Origin of the sequence: Micromonospora sp. NPDC047557 (assembly GCF_043205095.1) — a bacterium.
Classification (GTDB): Bacteria; Actinomycetota; Actinomycetes; order Mycobacteriales; family Micromonosporaceae; genus Micromonospora.
Genome location: NZ_JBIDDK010000024.1, coordinates 19,652 through 37,717 on the forward strand (window position 1 = coordinate 19,652; position 18,066 = coordinate 37,717).

The 18,066-nt window shown below is 73.5% G+C and carries 15 protein-coding genes; 1 reads left to right on the forward strand and 14 read right to left on the reverse strand.

Features of this window, described 5'->3' with window-relative positions:
- Nucleotides 1–191 precede the first annotated feature (191 nt).
- The 6 genes from ACGGAQ_RS31670 to ald all read right to left on the reverse strand — a co-directional run bounded on the left by ACGGAQ_RS31670 (nucleotide 192) and on the right by ald (nucleotide 6,355).
- The gene (locus ACGGAQ_RS31670; protein WP_234581858.1) at nucleotides 192–962 is read right to left on the reverse strand and encodes a pseudouridine synthase; all 771 of its coding nucleotides are present in this window, start codon (nucleotides 960–962) and stop codon (nucleotides 192–194) included.
- Nucleotides 949–2,049: an SMC-Scp complex subunit ScpB gene (gene scpB, locus ACGGAQ_RS31675; protein WP_393055646.1), complete on the reverse strand. Its 1,101-nt coding sequence runs from the start codon at nucleotides 2,047–2,049 to the stop codon at nucleotides 949–951. The genes ACGGAQ_RS31670 and scpB overlap by 14 nt, the downstream gene beginning before the upstream one ends.
- Nucleotides 2,042–3,088: a segregation/condensation protein A gene (locus tag ACGGAQ_RS31680; RefSeq protein ID WP_393055649.1), complete on the reverse strand. Its 1,047-nt coding sequence runs from the start codon at nucleotides 3,086–3,088 to the stop codon at nucleotides 2,042–2,044. Before ACGGAQ_RS31680 ends, scpB begins: the two co-directional genes overlap by 8 nt.
- 41 nt (nucleotides 3,089–3,129) lie before the next feature.
- Complete coding sequence (locus ACGGAQ_RS31685) at nucleotides 3,130–4,053, reverse strand: ParA family protein (protein ID WP_030334877.1); 924 nt, start codon at nucleotides 4,051–4,053, stop codon at nucleotides 3,130–3,132.
- A 181-nt stretch (nucleotides 4,054–4,234) separates the two neighbouring features.
- Nucleotides 4,235–5,227, reverse strand: coding sequence for a site-specific tyrosine recombinase XerD (locus tag ACGGAQ_RS31690; RefSeq protein WP_393055693.1), 993 nt, complete (start codon nucleotides 5,225–5,227; stop codon nucleotides 4,235–4,237).
- Between the two features lie 12 nt (nucleotides 5,228–5,239).
- On the reverse strand, nucleotides 5,240–6,355 hold the full coding sequence (ald, locus tag ACGGAQ_RS31695) for an alanine dehydrogenase (RefSeq protein ID WP_387186414.1): 1,116 nt from the start codon (nucleotides 6,353–6,355) through the stop codon (nucleotides 5,240–5,242).
- A gap of 227 nt (nucleotides 6,356–6,582) precedes the next feature.
- Between ald and ACGGAQ_RS31700 the strand changes: the two genes are divergently transcribed.
- Complete coding sequence (locus tag ACGGAQ_RS31700) at nucleotides 6,583–6,906, forward strand: TM2 domain-containing protein (protein ID WP_387186438.1); 324 nt, start codon at nucleotides 6,583–6,585, stop codon at nucleotides 6,904–6,906.
- 84 nt (nucleotides 6,907–6,990) lie between these two features.
- Here the strand turns inward: ACGGAQ_RS31700 and ACGGAQ_RS31705 are convergent, their stop codons facing one another.
- The 8 genes from ACGGAQ_RS31705 to steA form a co-directional block, all read right to left on the reverse strand.
- Nucleotides 6,991–7,596, reverse strand: a complete 606-nt coding sequence (locus ACGGAQ_RS31705) for an NUDIX domain-containing protein (RefSeq protein ID WP_393055652.1) — start codon at nucleotides 7,594–7,596, stop codon at nucleotides 6,991–6,993.
- Complete coding sequence (locus tag ACGGAQ_RS31710; protein WP_393055655.1) at nucleotides 7,593–9,356, reverse strand: CTP synthase; 1,764 nt, start codon at nucleotides 9,354–9,356, stop codon at nucleotides 7,593–7,595. The genes ACGGAQ_RS31705 and ACGGAQ_RS31710 overlap by 4 nt, the downstream gene beginning before the upstream one ends.
- A gap of 163 nt (nucleotides 9,357–9,519) precedes the next feature.
- Nucleotides 9,520–11,976: a hypothetical protein gene (locus tag ACGGAQ_RS31715; protein WP_393055658.1), complete on the reverse strand. Its 2,457-nt coding sequence runs from the start codon at nucleotides 11,974–11,976 to the stop codon at nucleotides 9,520–9,522.
- A complete protein-coding gene (locus ACGGAQ_RS31720) occupies nucleotides 11,976–13,133 on the reverse strand; it encodes a glycosyltransferase family 4 protein (RefSeq protein WP_393055660.1) in 1,158 nt (385 codons plus the stop codon). Before ACGGAQ_RS31720 ends, ACGGAQ_RS31715 begins: the two co-directional genes overlap by 1 nt.
- A gap of 31 nt (nucleotides 13,134–13,164) precedes the next feature.
- The gene (gene murJ, locus ACGGAQ_RS31725) at nucleotides 13,165–14,859 is read right to left on the reverse strand and encodes a murein biosynthesis integral membrane protein MurJ (protein WP_393055663.1); all 1,695 of its coding nucleotides are present in this window, start codon (nucleotides 14,857–14,859) and stop codon (nucleotides 13,165–13,167) included.
- A 1-nt stretch (nucleotide 14,860) separates the two neighbouring features.
- Nucleotides 14,861–15,727 carry a hypothetical protein gene (locus ACGGAQ_RS31730; protein ID WP_393055665.1) on the reverse strand — a complete coding sequence of 289 codons (867 nt, stop codon included), beginning with the start codon at nucleotides 15,725–15,727 and terminating at the stop codon, nucleotides 14,861–14,863.
- Nucleotides 15,728–15,800: 73 nt separating this feature from the next.
- Nucleotides 15,801–16,742 (reverse strand): copper transporter, encoded by a 942-nt coding sequence (locus tag ACGGAQ_RS31735; RefSeq protein WP_355139524.1) that lies wholly within the window; start codon nucleotides 16,740–16,742, stop codon nucleotides 15,801–15,803.
- Between the two features lie 27 nt (nucleotides 16,743–16,769).
- Nucleotides 16,770–17,948, reverse strand: coding sequence for a putative cytokinetic ring protein SteA (gene steA, locus ACGGAQ_RS31740; RefSeq protein ID WP_234591007.1), 1,179 nt, complete (start codon nucleotides 17,946–17,948; stop codon nucleotides 16,770–16,772).
- Nucleotides 17,949–18,066 lie beyond the last annotated feature (118 nt).

Sequence of the window (18,066 nt, forward strand, 5' to 3'; positions counted from 1 at the left end):
TCCTCCTCAGCCCGTACCTCACGGATCGCCCGGTGCTCTGGCGCCGCAAGCGGTTTGTCAATCGTCATCAATCATGCCCGGGATCCGTGGCGGACCCACGCGCGCCGCCGCCCGAGGCGACCCACGCCACCTCCGGCGGCCGCGTTCCGGCCGTCGCGAGCCTACCGGCAGCCGTACCCCGAACTCGGGGGTCAGTCACCCACCGCGTTGAACAGGGCGGCGACCTCGGCGTTGGTCAGGCGCCGGAGACGCCCGGTGCGCAGGTCGCCCAACCGGATCGGACCGATGGAGGTACGCACCAGACGGGTGACCGGGTGCCCGACCTCGTCCATCAACCGCCGGACGATGTGCTTGCGCCCTTCGTGCAGGCTCAGCTCCACCTGGGCGGATTTACCCAGGGTGCCCACCACCTTGAACGAGTCGACCTTGACCGGCCCGTCCTCCAGCTCCACGCCCGCGAGGAGCCGCTTGCTGAGGTTGCGCGGGATCGGCCCGACCACCTCGGCGAGGTAGGTCTTGAGCACCTCGTACGACGGGTGCATGAGCTTGTGCGCGAGGTTGCCGTCGTTGGTGAGCAGCAGCAGGCCCTCGCTGTCCGCGTCGAGCCGCCCGACGTGGTAGACCCGCTGATCCAGCCGCCTGCCGATGAAGTCGGCCAGCTCGGTGCGTCCCTTCTCGTCCGCCATGGTGGTGACCACCCCACGCGGCTTGTTCATCGCCACGTAGACCAGGCGGATGTCGACCTGGAGGCGCTCGCCGTCCACGTGGATCACCGCGGTGGCCGGGTCGACCTTGTCGCCGAGCTTCGCGACGCGCCCGTCCACCGTCACCCGCCGCCGGAAAATCAGGTCCTCGCAGGCACGCCGGGAGCCCACGCCGGCGGCGGCGAGCACCTTCTGCAGGCGCTCCGCGCCCTCGTAGACGGGGGCGTCGGATTTCGGGGAACGGTTATCGGGTCGCATCAGCAAGCTCTTCTACGTCGTCGGGCAGGAAGGGTGCGAGGGGTGGCAGCTCGTCGACGGTGTTCAGCCCGAGCTTCTCCAGGAACAGCGTGGTGGTCCGGTAGAGGAACGCCCCGCTGTCCGGTTCGGCGCCGCACTCCTCGATGAGGCCGCGGGTGACCAGCGTACGGATGACGCCGTCGCAGTTGACACCCCGGATGGCCGAGATCCGCGACCGGGTCACCGGCTGCTTGTACGCGACCACGGCCAGAGTCTCCAACGCCGCCTGGGTCAGCCGCACGGACTGCCCGTCCAGGACGAACCGCTCGACGTACGTAGCGTATTCCGGCCGGGTGTACAACCGCCAACCGCCCGCCGCCCTGCGCAGCTCGAACCCGTGCCCGGCAGCCGTGTAACCGGCGGCGATCTCGTCGAGCATCGGCCCGATCCGCTCGGCCGGCTGCTCCAGCACCTGAGCCAGAACCAGCTCGCTGACCGGTTCGTCCACCACCAGGAGGATCGCCTCCAGCGCGCCCCGCAGCTCGGCGTCGGGCAGCTCGGGCGCGGGCTCCGGCGCGGCCGTCACCCGCCGCCGCCCCACAACCTCCCGCCGAGGTACGCCCCCAGCCCTCTCCCCCACCTGAGCCGCAGGAGTCTCGGCCACCCCGATCGCCTCGCGGGGCTCGGAGGGCTCGCTCGACTCGGCAGACTCAGCCGGCTCGGCAGACTCCGGCTCATGGAGGGGCGGTTCGCTTCCAAGATCTTCGGCGGACATCGGCGGGACGGTGACCGCCCCAGGTGCGTTTGCGGGTTGGTCGGTGTCGCGTTCCCCGTCGACCGCGACGGCGCTGGGAGCCTCGGGGAGCGTGCGGGTCCCGGGCTGCGCGGGCGCTTCGGGTGCACCGGCAGAAGCGGCAGCCTCGGCAGGTTCAGCAGCGTCGGAAGACTCGGCAGCGTCGGAAGCCTCGGCCTCCTCGAAAGACTCAACAGCCTCGGGAGACTCGGGCGTCTCGGCAGGGGTGAGGGCCGGTGGGCGGGGACGATTCCACGGCGGGACCCAGGCGGCGGCCTGGTCGGCCAGGGAGTCCCGGCGTTCCTCGTCACTCATCCCGCTCAACCTCCGTCGTTCCCGTTCCGCCCACGCCCGCGGACTCCGACCCGGCCTCCCCCGCCGGCTCCGGCCCGGCCACGAACGCCGATGCCGGCCCAGGCTCCCCCGCCGACCCAGGCTCAGGCTCGCGCGCCGGCTCCGGCCGCGAGGGCGGGTCGGGGTCGGCGGGGGTGCCGGCGTACTCGTCGACGTGCAGTTCGGTCTCGCCGTCAACCGGGCCGGTCCAGCGCACGGTCAGCTCCTCCAGGGCCTGCTCCTGCACGAAGGCCACCAGACCCTCCCGGTACAGCTCCAGCAGCGCCAGGAACCGCGCCACCACCTCCAGGGTGGCCTCGCAGTCCGCGCACAGCAGCGAGAACGTCGCCGTGCCGGCCCGGCGCAGCCGGGAGGCGAGGATCGCCGCGTGTTCGCGGACGCTGACCCGGACCATGTGCACGTGCGCGATGGACACCTCCGGCACGGGCTTCGGGGTCATCGCCCGCACGGCCAGCTTCAGCAGTCGCTGCGGGCCGATGCCGAGCACCAGGTCGGGCAGCGCCTCGGCGTAGCGGGGCTCCAGGCTGACCGCCCGGGGATACCGACGACCGCCGACCGCCTCCAGCTCGGCGATGTGGGCAGCGGCCTCCTTGTACGCCTTGTACTGCAGGAGCCGGGCGAAGAGCAGGTCGCGCGCCTCCAGCAGGGCCAGGTCCGCCTCGTCCTCCACCTCGGCGGCGGGCAGCAGCCGGGCCGCCTTCAGGTCGAGCAGGGTCGCGGCGATGAGCAGGAACTCGCTGGCCTCGTCGAGGTCCCAGCTGTCGCCCATGGCGCGGATGTAGGCGATGAACTCGTCGGTGACCGTGTGCAGGGCCACCTCGGTGACGTCGAGCTTGTGCTTGCCGATCAGTTGCAGCAGCAGGTCGAACGGGCCGGTGAAGTTGGCCAGCCGCACCGTGAAGCCGGTGGCAGGCGGCTCGGCCGGCGGGGCGGCCGGCGGCACGCCGTCGACCACGGCCGCAGCAGCGGCTTCGGGCGGGTCGAGGGGTGGCGCGGTCACCGCACGACCGTAGTCCACGACACGGACACCTGGCGTTCCGGCTACCGCTCCGACTGGGCGGCGATCACCTCACGGGCCAACTGACGGTAGTTGCGCGCCCCGGAGGACGCCGGGTCCATCGTCGTGATCGGGGCGCCGGCCACGGTGGACTCGGGGAACTTCACCGTCTTGGTGATGACCGTCTGGTAGACCTTGTCGCCGAACGCCTCGACCACCCGCTGGAGCACCTGACGGCAGTGGGTGGTGCGGCTGTCGTACATGGTGGCGAGGATGCCTTCGAGTTCCAGGTCGAAGTTGAGCCGTTCGCGCACCTTGTCGATGGTGTCCAGCAGCAGCGCGACGCCGCGCAGGCTGAAGAACTCGCATTCGAGGGGGATGAGCACGCCGTGCGCGACGGTCAGCGCGTTGATCGCCAGCAGGCCGAGGGACGGCTGGCAGTCGATCAGGATGTAGTCGTACTCCTTGCGGACGGTCCGCAGCACCCGGGCCAGGGCCATCTCCCGGGCGACCTCGTTGACGAGCTGGATCTCGGCGGCGGAGAGGTCGATGTTGGCCGGCAGCAGGTGCAGACCCGCGACGTCGGTCTTGATGAGGACGTCCTCGGCGGTCACGTCGTCCTGCATGAGCAGGTTGTAGACGGACAGGTCGAGGTTGTGCGGGTTGACCCCCAGGCCCACCGAGAGCGCGCCCTGCGGGTCGAAGTCGACGAGCAGCACCTTGCGGCCGTACTCGGCCAGCGCCGCGCCCAGGTTGATGGTGGTCGTGGTCTTGCCGACGCCACCCTTCTGGTTGGCCATCGCGATGATGCGCGCGGGGCCGTGCCGGTCGGTGGGCATCGGCTCGGGGATCGGCTTGCGCATCGTGTAGGCAGCCGGGTCCGCGGGACCCAGGTCCGCGCCGAGCGTGGCCTGCTGCTCGCGGAGCTCCGACGTCCAGGTCTCGGCACGGTCACCGTTGCCAGCCATGTGCTCGTTGCCCCCTCCCGACGACCCACCCGGCGTCGGAGCCGTCCGACGTCCTTCGCGGCGCCGCTGCGCACCCCGGTCGTGTCGCCCCAGGAGGTCCGCGCCGATGCCGACTGTACGCCACCGACCAGCAGGGCGTTCGGCACCGGCCCGGCGTGTCGAAGCCGACGACGGCCGGGGTTCAGCCGAGGGCGCGTGGGTGGGCCGTGGCGTACACCTCGCGCAGCCGCTCGACGGTGACGAGGGTGTAGACCTGGGTGGTGGTCACCGAGGCGTGGCCGAGCAACTCCTGGACCACCCGGACGTCGGCGCCGCCGTCGAGCAGGTGGGTGGCGTACGAGTGGCGCAGGGTGTGCGGGGAGACCGCCGCGGCGCCCTCGACCGGCAGGCCGGCCCGCCCGGCGGCGCGGCGCAGGATGGCCCAGGCGCCCTGGCGGGACAGCGCTCCGCCGCGCGCGTTCAGGAAGACCGCGGGGGTTCCCTTACCGCCGGCGGCCAGAGCGGGGCGGGCCCGGACCAGGTAGGCGCGCACCGCCTCGACGGCGTACCCCCCGATCGGCACCAGCCGCACCCGGCCGCCCTTGCCGCGCAGCAGCACGGTGCCCTCGTCGGCGTCGAGGTCGTCGATCGCGGCGCCGATCGCCTCGGAGATCCGCGCTCCGGTGCCGTAGAGGAACTCCAGCAACGCCCGGTCGCGCAGCGCGAGCGGCGCGTCCTCGCCGGTCGCGGTGATCGCACCGGCGGTCTCCAGGAGCCGGACCACGTCGTCGACTCCCAGCGCGCGGGGCAGCCGGCGCGGCGGGGTGGGCGGGCGGACGTCGCGGCTGGGGTCGGCGCCGGCCAGCCCCTCGCGCAACGCGAAGCGGTGCAGGCCGCGGACCGCGCTCGCCGCGCGGGCGGCCGACGACACGGCGAGGGGCGGATGGTCGTCGTCGCCGGCGCGCAGCCGGGCCAGGTGCGACTCGACGACGCCGGCGCCGACCGACGCGAGGTCGGCGACGCCGGCGTCGGCCAGGGTCATGAGATAGCGCTCCAGATCCCGGCGGTACGAGGCGAGGGTGTTCGCGGACAGGCCGCGCTCGACGGTGAGGTGGTCGAGGTAGCCGCGGACGGCACGGCGCAGGGCCGGCGCGGGCTCCGCGCCCACGCCGGCCTGCTGCGCGACCCCGGTCAGACCGCCACCGCGCTAGGCCAGGACGTCGGCCAGCGGGAGCACGGTCATGCCGTGCGCCTCGGCGACCGGACCGTAGGTGACCTGGCCGTCGTGGGTGTTCAGACCCAGGGCGAGGGCCGGGTCGCGACGCAGCGCCTCGCGCCAGCCGTGGTTGGCCAACTCCAGGGCGTACGGCAGGGTGACGTTGGTCAGCGCGTACGTGCTGGTGTTCGGCACCGCGCCGGGCATGTTCGCCACGCAGTAGAAGATCGACTCGTGCACCTTGTAGACCGGGTCGGCGTGCGTGGTGGGGCGCGAGTCCTCGAAGCAGCCGCCCTGGTCGATGGCGATGTCGACGAGCACGCTGCCCGGCTTCATCCGGGAGACCAGCTCGTTGGAGATCAGCGTCGGGGCCTTCGCGCCGGGCACCAGCACCGCGCCGATGACCAGGTCGGCGTCGAGCACGGCCCGCTCGATCTCGTACGCGTTGGAGGCGACGGTCTGCAGGTGACCCCGGTAGATGGCGTCGGCCTGGCGCAGCCGGGCGACGTTCTTGTCCAGCAGCAGCACCTCGGACTGCAGGCCCAGGGCGATGGCGGCGGCGTTCATGCCGGAGACGCCGGCGCCGATGACGACGGTCTTCGCCGCGTACACGCCGGAGACGCCGCCGGGCAGCACGCCGCGCCCACCGCCGGTGCGCATCATGTAGAACGCGCCGACCTGCGGGGCGAGCCGGCCGGCCACCTCGGACATCGGGGCGAGCAGCGGCAACGACCGGTCGGGCAGCTCGACGGTCTCGTACGCGATGCCGGTGACCTTGCGGTCGACCAGCGCGTCCGTGCACGACTTGGAGGCGGCCAGGTGCAGGTAGGTGAAGAGCACCTGCCCCTCACGCATCCGGTGGTGCTCCTCGGCGATCGGCTCCTTGACCTTGAGCACCAGCTCGGCGGTGTCCCACACCTCGTCGGCGGTGGCCAGGATCTTGGCGCCCGCCGCGGCGAACTCCTCATCGGTGATGCTGGAGCCGACTCCGGCGCCGGACTCGACGAAGACCTGGTGGCCGCTGCGGGTGAACTCGTTGACGCCCGCCGGCGTGATCGCCACGCGGTACTCGTGGTTCTTGACCTCGCGTGGGATTCCGACCTTCACGATGCAGACACCTCTCTTCGGGGCTGGGTTCCCCCCGAGTGCTCGGTGCCGCGACGGCCCCATTGCCGCCACGGTCCACCGGTCCCGCCGGCGGCAGTCTAGGCCCGCCCGGCCCCGCCGGGAGCCAGCACAGTGGCATCCGGTGCCCGGGTGACCTGACGGAGTGTCAGGGCGCCGAACGGGCCGGCAGTGGGACGTCACCTCAGCCGTCAGGACAGTGTTCGCCCATTATCGTCCCATCTGCCGTGTGGCGGTGCGGACAGCCGGCGAGTGGATCACTAGTGTGTCCGCCCATGACCACTCCTCCTTACCAGCCGGGGTACGCCCCGGGTTACTCCGACAAGAGCAAGGTCGTCGCGGGCATCCTCGGCATCCTGCTCGGCACCTTCGGGGCCGGTCGGTTCTACACCGGACACACCAAGATCGCCGTTCTCCAGCTCGTCGTGAGCCTGGTGACGTGCGGCGTCGGCGCGCTCTGGGGCGTCATCGACGGCATCCTGATCCTGGTCAACGGCGGCACGGACGCGCAGGGTCGCCCGCTGCGGGACTGACCGCCGACACGTGAAGGGGCCCCGCGGCTGACCGCGGGGCCCCTTTTCGCGTACCGACCGATCGGGAAGGACCGGCGGCGGCGCTCAGCGCGGCAGCGGAGCCTCCGCCCGACGCAGCGCCGCGAAGCCGGTGTCCCGGGCGCGGGCCGCCGCGAGCAGGCCGGCCACCGCGGACGCGTTGGTGATCTCGCCGGCCAGGACCATGTCGACCGCCTCGTCCAGGGCCATCCGGACGATCTGCAGGTCGGCCTCCTCGTCGCGGCGCTCGTGACGCTCCCCCGCCGGCACGTCGGCCAGGTCCCGGGCGAGGTAGACCCGGACGATCTCGTTGGTGAACCCCGGCGAGCTGTGCAGGTCGACCAGCACGTCGATCCGCCCGGCGGTGAGGTCGGCCTCCTCGGCCAGCTCCCGCAGCGCGGCGGCCGGCAGCTCCTCACCGGAGACGTCCATCAGCCCGGCGGGCAGCTCCCACAGGTGCCGGCCGACCGGGTGCCGGTACTGCCGGATCAGCACCACCTGACCGGCGTCGTCGAGGGCCACCACGGCCACCGCCCCGACGTGCCGGACGAGGTCGCGCAGCGCGGTCCCGCCGCCCGGCATGGTCACCTCCTCGGTGACCACGTCGAAGATCCGACCCCGGTAGCGCTCCTCGCGGGAGCGCACCTCGTAGCGGTGCTCAAGAGCGCTCACGAGGCCGACGCGGCCTTCGTCGCGGCGCCGTTGCGGGCGGCCTTGCGCGCCGACGGGGCCTCCGACGCGGCCTCGGACGCGGCCTCCAGGTCGACCGGCAACTGGTCGGCCTGCGAGTACGTCACGGCGGCCTTGACGAACGACGCGAACAGCGGGTGCGGGCGGGTGGGACGGCTCTTGAGCTCCGGATGCGCCTGCGTGGCCACGAAGAACGGGTGCAGTTCCCGGTCCAGTTCGATGAACTCGACCAGCCGGCCGTCCGGGGAGGTGCCGGAGATGTGCAGGCCCGCCTTGGTCAGCGCGTCCCGGTAGGCGTTGTTGACCTCGTAGCGGTGCCGGTGCCGCTCGCTGATGTCGGTGCTGCCGTACGCCTCGGCGACGATCGAGCCGTCGGTCAGCGTCGCCGGGTACGCCCCGAGCCGCATGGTGCCGCCCAGGTCGCCCTTGCCGGCGACGATGTCCTCCTGGTCGGCCATCGTGGCGATGACCGGGTGCGCGGCCTGCTCGTCGAACTCCAACGAGTTGGCGCCGTCCAGGGCGGCCAGGTGCCGGGCCACGTCGATCGTCATGCACTGCAGGCCGAGGCAGAGGCCGAGCAGGGGGATGCCGTTCTCCCGGGCGTACCGGGCCGTGCCGATCTTGCCCTCGATGCCGCGGACCCCGAACCCGCCCGGGATGAGGATGCCGTCCACGCCGGCCAGGGCGGCCGCCGCGCCGGCCGGGGTGACGCACTCGTCGCTGGGCACCCACTTGAGCTGCACACGCGCCCGGTGACCGAAGCCGGCCGCCCGGATCGCCTCGCTCACCGACAGGTACGCGTCCGGCAGGTCGACGTACTTGCCGACCACGGCGACGGTGACCGTGTGCCGGGGCCGGTGCACGCGCTCCAGCAGGTCGTCCCAGCTCGCCCAGTCCACGTCCCGGAACGACAGCCCGAGCCGGCGCACCACGTACGCGTCGAGCCCTTCGCGGTGCAGCACCTTCGGGATGTCGTAGATGCTCGGGGCGTCCGGAGCGGCGACGACCGCCTCGGCGTCGACGTCGCAGTACAGCGACAGCTTCTCCTTGAGCTTCACCGGGATCTCCCGGTCGCAGCGCAGCACGATGGCGTCGGGCTGGATGCCGATGTTGCGCAGCTGCGCCACGGAGTGCTGGGTCGGCTTGGTCTTCAGCTCGCCCGACGGCGCCAGGTACGGCACCAGCGACACGTGCAGGTAGAAGCAGTTGTCCCGGCCCAGGTCGTGGCGGACCTGGCGGATCGCCTCCAGGAACGGCAGCGACTCGATGTCGCCGACGGTGCCACCGACCTCGGTGATGACCACGTCGGGCAGGACGCCGTCGTCGTCCGGGTCGGCCATCGCCAGGATCCGCGACTTGATCTCGTTGGTGATGTGCGGGATGACCTGGACGGTGTCGCCCAGGTACTCCCCCCGGCGCTCCTTGGCGATCACGTCGGAGTAGATCTGGCCGGTGGTGACGTTCGCCTTGCCGGACAACGCCCGGTCCAGGAAACGCTCGTAGTGCCCGACGTCGAGGTCGGTCTCGGCGCCGTCCTCGGTGACGAAGACCTCGCCGTGCTGGAACGGGTTCATCGTCCCGGGGTCGACGTTGAGGTAGGGGTCGAGCTTCTGCATCACCACGCGCAGCCCGCGCGCGGTCAACAGGTTGCCGAGGCTGGAGGCGGTGAGGCCCTTACCCAGCGAGGAGGCGACGCCCCCGGTGACGAAAATGTGCCTGGTCGTCCGTGCTGATGGGGCCAAGGCCTGCTCCCGTGTCGTCTGTCGCGGTCATGCAGACCGCCGTGCTCGATCAGCAAAGTGATCACGCGATCCACGGGATTCCACGGTAACACCTCTGCGGCGGGTACTCGCAGGCCGCACCCCGGGTGCGACAGGAACGGGTCACCCTGGCGACGCCCGACGGTCAGGAAGCGGCAACCTCGGTCGATGGCCGGGTGACCGGCGCGGCCGGTGTGTCCGCCGGTGTGTCCGCCGGTCGTCGCTGCGCCGGCGCGGAGGATGTCCCGGCCGCCGCGTCCGCCGCCGGACGCTCCGGCGGCGACTGGGCGGGCCCGTCGACCACCGCAGGGCCCACGGGCGCGTCCAGGCCCGGGGGCAGCACGACCGCTCGTGGGGGTGCTGCGGGCGGGCCGCCGATCGGCCGGGGATGACCCGCGCCCAGCGGTCCACCGCCACCGGTCGGACCGTCGCCTCCACCGGCTGGCCCGTCGCCACCGGAGCCCGAGTCGTCGTCGGCCCCGTTCTCCCGGGCACGGCCCGTGCCCGGGCGGGTCCGGTCGGCGGCATGCCCGAGCACCCGCAGCGACGCCAGCGCCGCCATCGGCACCACCAGGGCGGCCGCCGCGCCCGCCACGTCCAGCGCCGCGCCGTCGAGCACGCCGCCCAGCACCGCCGCGACCGCCGTGCCGCCCAGCGCGGCGCGGATCGCCGGGTAGATGCCGAACAGCCGCATCAGCCCGCCCCACGGCTGCAGCAGGGCGAACCACACCAGCAGCCCGCCGGCCAGCGCCAGCACTGTCAACGGGCTGTTCACCAACGTCTCGAAGTTCGCCGTGCTGGACCGGTGCACGGTGAACCCGCCGGTGCCGTCCGCGACCGCGGACAGGAACCGGCCGAGGCTCCCCCGCTCGGCCGCCGGGCGCCGCAGGTCCACCACGGCGAAGCCGATGCCGACCGCCAGTGCGGCCATGGTGGCCCACGCCAGTCGGGTGATGGTCAGCCAGCCGCCGGCGCTGATCGCCGCGGCCACGCTCAGCCCGGCGGTCAGCGCGATCGCGCCGACCGGGTCGGCGCCCAGGTACGGGCTGCCGACGACCACCACGGCGAGACCGCCCACGGCGACCATCACGGCGGGCCGCCAGCGGCGGTGCACCCGCTGGGCGAACCACCCGCCGGTCACCAGCGCGCCGGCGAGGAACACTCCCAGCCCGACGGTGCTCAGCCCGGCGTACCGGCCACCCTGCAACGCCGAGTAGCCGACCACGCTGTTGAGCTGCAGGCTCGACCCGGTGAGCACGTCCAGCCCGACGGTCAGGGTCGTGAGGCCGGCCACCGCGCCGAACGGGCCGAGCGTGTTCGCATATCCGGGGGCGAACCGGACCGCCGCGGTGCCCCCCGCGACCAGCAGCGCGGTGACCGCGCCGAAGATCCATCCGGGGTGTTCGCCCCGCCACCAGGGCACGGCGTCGGCGAGCAGCGCGGCCGGAACGGCCAACGCGGCCGCCACCAGCAGCAACTCCACCACCGCCACGACGCGGGCGGAGACCGGGGTCGGGCCGGCCGGGCCGGCGTGTGGTCGGGCCCGGCGCAGCAACGGCAGCACCGCCAGGGCCAGCAGCACCTGAAGCCCGGCGAGCAGGGCGAAGAACCGGCCGGAGACGGCCCGCTGGGCCGTCGCCTCCCGGTCGGCGTCCGCCGGCGCGTTGATCGCCTCCGTCAGGTCGGACGGGCGGCCACCGGTGCTGATCGCCGGCCGGCCGAGGAACAACCGCTCCGGCATCGGCCGTCCCAGCGCGGTCAGCGCCGTCGGCGCGAGGTCGACAAGTTGCAGGTAACCGTCGCGGCCGGTGCTGGCCGAGGTGAGCCAACCCCGCTCCCAGCCCGGCCCGTCGGCGACCACCACGTGCAGCCGCGACGGCTGCTCGGTGTCGGAGATTCCGGCCACCAGCACCAGCGACCGCTCCGGCCGGGCGGCCAGGACCCGGGCCAACTGGGCGTCGGCCGCCCGCGCCTGCTCGGCGCGCGCCGCCGGGTCGCTCCCCTCGACCGTGCCGAGGTCGACGATGCTCAGCACACACGAGCCGAGCAGCCGGCGCGGATCGGCCGGCAGACCCGCGGCATACCGGTCGACCCGGCCGAACGGGCGGGCGGCGGCCACGGCGGCGCCCGGACCCACGGCGACCGAGCAGCGCACCGACTCCGACAGCGACCCGGGCATGGTGCCCCAGGGCAGCCGCTGCTGGTTGTACTGGACCACGCTCTCCTGGTCGGGCAGGTTCGCGCCGATCCCGTCCGGTTGCTCCACGGCCACGCCGGCGGGCGGGCAGCCGCCATCGGGCCGGGTGGCGTTCCACGCGGCGAAGCTCCCCGCGCCGAGGGTCAACCACCCGTCGACCGGGCAGGTGGGCCGGTGCGCCGACCGCACCGACAGGGAGCCGATCGAGCCGTCCCGGGCCATCCGCCACAGCGTCGGGGTGCTCTGCTGGTCGACGTCCTCCCAGCGCAGCCCGGCGATCCCGGCGAGCACCACGAAGTCGGCGGTGCGCTGCGGGGTGCCCTGGGGTGGCCGGGCGGACAGCGCGGTGACGCCCAACACCACCACGAGCACGGTCAACAGGGCGGGAGCGAGTCGACGCAGCATCACCGGTGTCCCGTCATCGGCGCGTCGGAGCCGGGGGCCGCCGGAGGAGTCGAACGGGCGGCCAGTTCGGCGTAGAGGGCCGCCAGCAGGGCCACCGTGTCCGCCTCGGTGGGCCACGTCGCCGCCCGCTCGGCGCCGCGCCGACCCAGCTCGGCCCGGGCCTGCGGGTCGTCCAGCAGCGCGCGCACCGCCGCGTCGACCGCGTCCACGTCGCCGGCGGGGACCAGCGCGGCGGCGTCGCCGACCAGCTCCGGCAGGCCACCCACCGCGGTCGCCACCAGCGGCACGCCGGCCCGCATCGCCTCCTGGGCGAACAACTGCCGGGCCTCCCAGTCGCTGGTGACCACCGCGAGGTCGGCGCCGGCAAGCAGGTCGGCCACGTCGGTGCGGTGCCCCAGCAGGGTCACCGGGGCTCGGGCCGCCGAGGTCCGCGCGGCCAACGGCAGGTACGCCGGGCCGCTCCCGGCGATCACCACGACCGGCGGCGGGGTACGCGTACGCCAGCGGGCGGCCGCGTCGATCAGCACGTCGTAGCGCTTCTGCGGGTGCAGCCGCCCCACCGAGACGAGCAAATGCTGCTCCGGTCGTACGCCGAACTCGGCGCGCACGGCGGCGCGGCGTCGACGCGGCGCGGGCAGCGTCGGGGCGGCGACCGGGGCGAGTCGGGCGTCGGCGGCGCCCAGCGCGGCGGCCCGCTCGACCAGGTCGGTGGAGGCGCCGAGCGCCACCCGGACGCCCCGGGCGACCACCCGCTCGACGAACCGCGAGACCCCGCCGCGCAGGCCGCCCGCGAGGACGGCGTTGTGCCAGGTCACGATCAGCGGGGCGGACGGACGGGCCAGCACGGCGACGAGACCGGCGCGCAGGCCGTGGGCGTGCACCACGTCGACGCGGGCCGCGGCGAGCGCCCGCCGCAGGGCGAGCACCGCCCGCGCGTCGGCGGGGGTCGGGCTGGCCGGGATCTCCACCGGCTCGAAACGCGCGCCGACGCCGGTGAAGTCGAACTGCTCCTGCGTGGCCGCCGGCCCGCAGACCAACACGGTGGCACCGGCCGCGACGAGCCCGCGCGCCACCGAGCGGACGTGCTGGCCGACCCCACCGGTGCTGGAAGCCAGTAGCAGCGCCACGGAGCCCGACCAACCGTTGGTCTCCGTCATGCCGGCCACCGCCGGTTGGTGTTGACAACGCTCACCGAACCGCCGTCTCCTTCCCGTCGCCCCGCTCCGGGGGGACCGCGCCCGGCGCCGACGTGCCGGCCCGGCCCCGCGGCCCTCGCCGGCCGAGGCGGCGTACCACCCCGGTCAGTAGCGGCCGTACGTCCCGCCGGTCGACGAACCAGACCACGACGAGGAACACGACACCGACCAGAACCCCGGACAGCATGCCCTGACCGAGTGCGGCGGCCGTCGTCGGGGTGCCGCCGTCCAGCCTGTCGAGCCAGCGGCTCACGCCCAGCCCGGCGAGCGCGGCGAGCAGCCCGGCGAGGCCACCGGCCGCACCGGCGCGCCCCGCGCCGGCCAGCGCCGGCCGGCCGGCGCTGCGCAGCACCGCCGTGACGAGCAACACGCCGAGCACCACCATGCCCACCGAGTTGGCGGACGTCACGGCGAGCACCCGGTCGGTCAACGGCAGGATCGCGCCGAGCAGCAGGACGACGGGCGGCACCACCAGGAAACCGACGGCGGTCGCGGCGGTCGCCGCCCGGGTCTCCCCGCGCGCGTAGAGCGCCCGGGTGAGGATCGCGAATAGGCCGTAGCCGACCAGGCCCGGGGCGTACCCGATGATCGCGGCGGCGGCGGTCGGCGCGGTGGACGCGGGGAAGAAGAAGTGCCCGACGGGCCCCGCGGTCCCGACCAGCGCGGCCGCGCCGAGGCAACTGAACAGCAGCACCCCCCGCACGGCCGGCGCCAGGGTCGCCCGGTAGCCGTCCTCGTCGCCGGCCGACCGCGCCGCCGCGAGCGTCGGATAGGCCGCCACGGCAAGCGGCACCGCCAGCACCGCCCACGGCAGCAGGTAGACGGTCTGCGCCAGGTTGTAGACGCCCGGGTTGCTGCGCGCGCCCGCGGTGACCTGGTTCAGGCTGACGATCAGGGCGATCTGCTGCGTGGTGACGGTGACCGCGCCCGCCACCGCCAACCCGCCGACCCGGGACCGCGCGTCGGCGGGGAACCCGAACCCGGGCCGCAACCCCAGGCGCAGTCGGCGCACCGGTACGAGCAGCGACAGCGACAGCGTCACCACGCCCAGGGTGGTGCCCGCGGAGAGCAGCAACTCGCCGCCGGGGCTCACCCCGGCGACGGTGGCGTACCGGCCCTGGGTGGCGGTGAACCCCAGGTAGACGACGATCACGGTGAGGCTGGACAGCAGCGGGGCGAGCACCGGCCAGGCGAAGCGCCGGTGCGCCTGCAGCACCCCGGTGAGCACGATGCCGACGCCGTACAGCGGTAGCTGCGGCGCAAAGACCCGCAGCATCCGTACGCCGCTCTGCTGCTGGGCGTCGGTCAGGTGGTGGCCCAGCGACTCGACCACCGGGCCGGCGAACAGCACCACGACCAGCGCGAGCGGCACCAGCAGGGCCAGCGTCCAGCTCAGCAGCGCGCCAGTGGTCCGGGCAACCGCCGCGCGGTCGCCGGCCTCGACCGCCCCGGCCAGCAGCGGTACGACGAGGCTGGCCAGCGCGCCACCGGCGACGATCTCGAAGATGAAGTTCGGCACCGCGTTGGCCACCACGTAGGCGCCGCCCAGGTCGGTCGGGGCGAGGCTCCAGGTGAAAACGGCGGTACGGCCGAAGCCGGCGAGCCGGCTGAGCACGGTGAGGACGGCGATGAGCGCGGCTGCCCCGGCCAGCCGGCCGGCGCCGGCGAGGGGTGCCGGTCTGGTCACGTCAGTCGGCGCGTCGGCCCAGTGCGTCGAGCTGGCGCAGGCCCGGAGTCCGTTGGATCACCGCAGTGAAACTGACCTTCTCGCTGGCGGCGGTGAGCCCGGCGAGCACGGCCAGCAGACCGGCCCGACCGAGCGGGCCGCTGCGGGCGGCGAGCGCGACGCCGAGCAGGGCGCCGAGCGCGTTCGCGCCGCTGTCGCCGAGCATGACGTCCTCGGACAGGTCGTCGCGGAGCAGGCCGGCGGCGGCGCCGGCCGCGCCGGCGGCGATCCCGCCGTGCGGGCCACCGGCCAGCGGCACGCCCAGCAGCAGCCCGGACTTGATGGCCCGGCCGGGCCGCAGGTCGAGCAGGTTGAGCAGGTTGGCGGTGCCGGCGATCACCCCGGCGCCGAGCAGCACGTCGACCCCCCGGCCGAGCGCGCCGTGGCGCTGCCGGCGCGGGTGCGCGGCGACCCGCGGGTCGGCGGCGAGCAGCGCGGCCGCGCCCAGCCCGGCCGCGCCCACCCCGATGATCTTGACCAGCCCGGCGGTGACGCGTCCCTCGCGCAGCGCGGCGAGGTGCCCGGCGAAGCCCTTGGCCGCCTTCTGCTCCGGACGCGCTCCGACCACATCGTCGTAGAGCCCGACACCGCCGGCGCCGAGACCGGCGACCAGGGCGGCGCCACCGGAGGCGGCGCTGGTGGCGCCGAACACGCCCGCGGCGGTCGCACCGGCGGCGAGCGCCGGCCCGGCGGCCAGGGTCACCGTCCGGCCCCGGAAGTTGGTGCGCTCCAGCGCCGGCCCCACCGGGGCGGTCCGCACCTCACGCAGGGCGTACCGGGCGGCGGCGGCACCGGCCCCGGCGATCAGCAGCCGGCCCAGCATCCTCACGCCGTCACCTCGCTCGGGCGCAGGGTCGCCCGCTCAGGCGCGTCGGTTCCGGACACCGGGGTACGTCGTTCGCTCACTGGGGCAGTCTAGGCAGCAGGGACGCGGCATTGTCGCCGACGCCGTACTGGCCGGCCTTCTTCTCGGTGAGCTGCTGCACCAGGGCGAGGCTGGTGACCAGTTGGCCCTGCACGGTGTTGGCGTTGTCGACCGTGGAGATGGTCTGCGACAGCACCGGGTCACCGCGGACCACGGACACCACGTTGCCACCGGCGGAGCCGTTGCCGCCCACCACGATCGACCCGGTCCGGTCGAACTGTTCGGCGATCTTGACGACCGACTCGTCCCGCTTCTCGGAGTCCTTGTCGACGTACGGCTGCCCGCTGACCACGACGACAGCCTCGGCCGGTCCGGTGACCTTGTTGTTGTCGGTGGTCAGGTAGCCGGCGTTGTTGTACGCGGCGAGCACCGCCCGCCGGTCGGCGTCGCTGACCGGCGCGGTGCCCTGCGCCCGGTCCAGCAGAACGCTGGCCAGCAGCGCGCTGGAGGTCTCCACGCCGTGGCCGTTGCCCGGCAGGCCGGTGGTCTGCGCGGTCGGCCGCGCGGCGGTGACGGCCAGCTCCAGCAGGTTGGAGTTGTTGTCCGGGTTGATGAACTTGTCCTGCAGGTCGACCCGGCCGGTGATGGTGGCGCCGGCGAGCTGGAGCTTCTTGAGCACGCCCTCGGTGTGGTCGCGCCCGTTGGGCAGGCTGAGCACCACCACCCGGCGCCCGGTGAGGGTGCCCGGCAGGACGACCTGGGACACCTGCTCGGCGAACTCCTCCTCCAGACCGAGCTGCTTCTCCATGCTGTTGACCTGCTGACGCAACTGCTGGTTGTCCTTGCGCAGACCGGTGACCTGCTCCTTGAGCGAGTCGGCGACCGGGCCGTTGAGGGCGGCTGTGCCGACCACCAGACCGATCGCCAGAGCCAGGAACACCGCGGTGAGGGACACCACGTGGTAGCGAAAGTTGATCACGCTTGCAGCCTCTTGATCGGTCGGGAACTAGAAGAGCCGGTACAGCTGGAACACGAAATTGTCCCACCACTCGGCGACCACGCCCAGGTACGCCTTCCCGACGGTGGAGACGGCCACCGCGGAGGCCATCGCCGCGATCGCCGAGAGCACCAGCAGCAGCAGCGACGAGCCGGAGATGCTCTGCCGGTAGAGCCGGCTCACCCCCTTGGCGTCGACCAGCTTGCCCCCGACCTTCAACCGGGTCAGGAACGTGGAGGCCATTCCGCCGCGTCCCTTGTCCAGGAACTCGACGAGCGTGGCGTGGGTGCCGACCGCGACGAGCAGGGACGCGCCCTTCTCGTCGGCCAGCAGCATCGCCAGGTCCTCGCTGGTGGCCGCGGCCGGAAAGGTGATGGCCGGGACGCCGAGGCCGTTGACCCGGGGCAGGCCGGGCGCCCGCCCGTCGGGGTAGGCGTGCACGATCACCTCGGCGCCGCAGCGCAGCACGTCGTCGGTGACCGAATCCATGTCCCCGATGATCATGTCGGGGGTATAACCGGCCTCGACCAGCGCGTCCGCGCCGCCGTCCACGCCGATCAGCACCGGCTTGAACTCCCGGATGTACGGGCGCAGCACGTCCAGGTCGGCCTTGTAGTCGTAGCCGCGCACCACGATCAGGCAGTGCCGACCCTGGATCTGGGTCTGGATGTCCGGAACGCCGACGCCGTCGAGCAGCAGGTCGCGTTCCTGGCGCAGGTAGTCCATCGTGTTGGCGGCGAACGCCTCCAACTGCACCGACAGCCCCTCCCGGGCGTCGGACATCGCCTTGGCGACCGACTCGGCGTCCTGCAGGGTGCCGTGCGCCACCGGCTCCTCGCCGGCGAAGACGGTGTTGCCCTCGATCCGGACCTGGTCGCCCTCGCGGATCCGCTCGAAGACGCCCTCCCCGAGATCGTCCAGGAGCGGGATGCCGGCGGCGATCAGCACCTCCGGCCCGAGATTGGGGTAGCGGCCGGAGACCGACGGCTTGGCGTTGAGCACCGCCGCGACACCGACAGCGACCAACGAGTCGGCCGCCACCCGGTCCAGGTCGACGTGGTCGATGACCGCGATGTCACCGGGGCGCAGCCGGCCGACCAGCCGTTTCGTCCGGCGATCAAGGCGCGCGGTGCCGAGGACTCTGCCCGGCTCCGCGTTTCGGTTCCGGCGCAACGTGGGTAGACGCATCGTGACCATCCTGGCATGTGAGGCAGGCTTTTCTGTCGCGACATGCCTGAGCAGGGCCGCCTACCCAGGGAAGCACACGTCGGCACAAGCCGGTGTGCTTGCGCTCACAATACGCGGC

Excerpts from the sequence above, each read along its gene's own strand:
- ACGGAQ_RS31670 (WP_234581858.1), bottom strand. The coding sequence starts at position 962 with ATGCGACCCGATAACCGTTCCCCGAAATCCGACGCCCCCGTCTACGAG.
- scpB (WP_393055646.1), bottom strand. The coding sequence starts at position 2,049 with ATGAGTGACGAGGAACGCCGGGACTCCCTGGCCGACCAGGCCGCCGCC.
- ACGGAQ_RS31685 (WP_030334877.1), bottom strand. The coding sequence starts at position 4,053 with ATGGCTGGCAACGGTGACCGTGCCGAGACCTGGACGTCGGAGCTCCGC.
- ACGGAQ_RS31715 (WP_393055658.1), bottom strand. The coding sequence starts at position 11,976 with ATGCTGCGTCGACTCGCTCCCGCCCTGTTGACCGTGCTCGTGGTGGTG.
- ACGGAQ_RS31720 (WP_393055660.1), bottom strand. The coding sequence starts at position 13,133 with ATGACGGAGACCAACGGTTGGTCGGGCTCCGTGGCGCTGCTACTGGCT.
- steA (WP_234591007.1), bottom strand. The coding sequence starts at position 17,948 with ATGCGTCTACCCACGTTGCGCCGGAACCGAAACGCGGAGCCGGGCAGA.